This is a genomic window from Pseudomonas sp. NPDC086278, assembly GCF_050280905.1.
Taxonomy (GTDB): Bacteria; Pseudomonadota; Gammaproteobacteria; order Pseudomonadales; family Pseudomonadaceae; genus Aquipseudomonas.
Genome location: NZ_JBNNWE010000198.1, coordinates 1 through 2399, shown reverse-complemented (window position 1 = coordinate 2399; position 2399 = coordinate 1). Strand labels below are relative to the sequence as shown.

At 61.2% G+C, this 2399-nt stretch carries 3 protein-coding genes and 1 pseudogene; all 4 read right to left on the bottom strand.

Annotated elements, in window-relative coordinates; translation table 11 throughout:
- Positions 1-842, bottom strand: an 842-nt coding sequence (locus ACQKP4_RS28855; protein ID WP_427637414.1) for an NAD(P)(+) transhydrogenase (Re/Si-specific) subunit beta, incomplete at its 3' end; no start/stop codon positions are given.
- On the bottom strand, positions 842-1165 hold the full coding sequence (locus ACQKP4_RS28850) for an NAD(P) transhydrogenase subunit alpha (protein WP_016978856.1): 324 nt from the start codon (positions 1163-1165) through the stop codon (positions 842-844). The genes ACQKP4_RS28850 and ACQKP4_RS28855, both read right to left, overlap by 1 nt.
- A 15-nt stretch (positions 1166-1180) precedes the next feature.
- Positions 1181-2302, bottom strand: a complete 1122-nt coding sequence (locus ACQKP4_RS28845) for a Re/Si-specific NAD(P)(+) transhydrogenase subunit alpha (protein ID WP_427637415.1) — start codon at positions 2300-2302, stop codon at positions 1181-1183.
- Between the two features lie 14 nt (positions 2303-2316).
- A pseudogene (locus ACQKP4_RS28840) lies at positions 2317-2399 on the bottom strand (HAD-IA family hydrolase); the annotation flags it as partial.

The following is a 2399-nucleotide window of genomic DNA, read 5'->3' as shown; positions in this document are numbered from 1 at the left end:
CGTCCAGGCCGTAGAAGTTGCTGTGATCGCCACCGGAATACGGTTTGTCCGGATTGGCCTTGGTGCGCGCGGCCGAGCCGGCCAGCGGGATGGAGCAGCGAGAAGCCGATCCCCGCCGCCGCCCAGCCGGAATAGCTGTTGAGCATCGACACCACCACTGGCATGTCGGCGCCGCCAATCGGGATGATGATCAGCACGCCCAGCACGAACGCCAGGGCCAGCATCAAGGCGAAGGCGCCAAGGTTGCCGGTCAGCATGAAAGTGATGCCCAACGCCAGCGTCGCCAGACCCAGCAGCAGGTTCAGCTTGTGTTGACCGCCAAACTGTACCGGTGCGCCCTGGAACAGACGGAACTTGTACTTGCCCGAGAGCTTGCCGAAAGCGATCACCGAACCGGAGAACGTGATTGCACCAATCGCCGCGCCGAGGAACAGCTCCAGACGGTTGCCCGCCGGAATCGCATCGCCCAGCTGTTTAACGATGCCCAGAGACTGCGGCTCAACCACTGCGGCAATGGCAATGAATACCGCAGCCAAGCCGATCATGCTGTGCATGAAAGCGACCAGTTCCGGCATCTTGGTCATTTCAACGCGCTTGGCCATGATCGACCCTGCGGTGCCGCCGACCAACAGGCCGACGATGACGTAGCCGATGCCGGCGGTGGCGAGTTCGGCGCCCAGCTTATAGATGAGGCCGATGGTGGTCAGAATGGCCAGCCCCATGCCCAACATGCCGAACAGGTTGCCGCGCCGCGACGTGGTCGGGTGCGACAGGCCTTTCAGGGCCTGGATGAAGCAGATGGACGCGATCAAGTAGAGCGTCGTGACAAGGTTCATGCTCATTACTTGGGCGCCTCTTCTTTTGCGACTTTCGGGGCTTTTTTCTTGAACATCTCAAGCATCCTGCGGGTGACCAGGAAGCCACCAAACACGTTCACCGCCGCCAGAGCCACCGCCAGGGTGCCCATGGTTTTGCCCAATGGTGTAACGGTCAATGCTGCGGCCAGCATGGCGCCGACGATGACAATTGCCGAGATGGCGTTGGTGACCGCCATCAACGGCGTGTGCAACGCAGGCGTAACGTTCCAGACCACGTGATAACCGACATAAATCGCCAGCACGAAGATGATCAGGTTGTAGATACCGGGGGAGATAAGCTCTTCCATCGTCTGAATCCCTGCTTAGGCGTTTTTGCGGATGACTTGGCCGTCGCGGCACATCAGGCACGCGGCGACGATATCGTCTTCGAGGTTCACTTCGAACTGACCTTCTTTGTTGAAGACCAGCTTCAGGAAGTCCAGCAGGTTGCGTGCGTACAGTGCCGAAGCGTCTGCCGCCACTTCACCGGCCAGGTTGGTCGGACCGCAAATGGTCACGCCATTTTCGATCACCACTTGATCTGCCACGGTCAGCGGGCAGTTGCCGCCCTGGGCTGCGGCGAGGTCGATGACCACCGAACCTGGCTTCATCTGCGCCACGGTGTCCGCGCTCAGCAGGGTCGGAGCCTTGCGGCCTGGGATCAGCGCGGTGGTGATGACGATGTCGGCCAGTTTGGCGCGTTCGTGCACGGCCAGGGCCTGTCGCTGCATCCAGCTGGCGGGCATTGGCCGCGCGTAACCGCCGACACCGACCGCGCATTCGCGCTCTTCATCGGTCTCGTATGGCACGTCGACAAACTTGGCGCCGAGGGATTCGATTTGCTCTTTTACCGCAGGACGCACGTCGGACGCTTCGATCACGGCACCCAGACGTTTCGCCGTAGCGATCGCCTGCAAACCGGCCACGCCAGCGCCGAGAATCAGCACGCGCGCCGCTTTCACGGTGCCGGCGGCGGTCATCAGCATCGGCATGAAGCGCGGGTAGTGGTGAGCGGCCAGCAACACGGCTTTATAGCCGGCGATGTTCGCCTGGGACGACAGCACATCCAGACTTTGAGCACGGGAGGTGCGCGGCGCGGCTTCAAGCGCAAACGCCGTGATGCCGCACTCGGCCAGTTTGGCAATGGTTTCATTGCTGAACGGGTTGAGCATGCCCACCACAACGGTGCCGCTTTTAATCAGCGTCAGTTCGCTGTCGCTGGGGGCGACCACCTTGAGAATCAGCTCGGCACCAAACGCATCGTTGGCACTGCCAATGGTTGCGCCTGCCGCTTCATAAGCACTGTCGACAACGCTGGCTTTAACGCCCGCGCCGCTTTGCACAGTGACCTTATGACCCTGGCCGATCAGCTTCTTGATGGTTTCCGGGGTTGCAGCAACCCGCGTTTCACCCGTCTGGGTTTCGAGAGGAACACCAATGTGCACGTCAAATCTCCTGCGTGCGCCGAACGGAGAATCTTCGAACACCAGGCAATCTTCAGGCGCGACCCCCAGACGTCGCGCCGCCGTGAGGAAGATATCC

Bases quoted from the DNA above. Each gene is read 5' to 3' on its own strand.
- ACQKP4_RS28850 (WP_016978856.1), bottom strand. From the start codon at position 1,165: ATGGAAGAGCTTATCTCCCCCGGTATCTACAACCTGATCATCTTCGTG.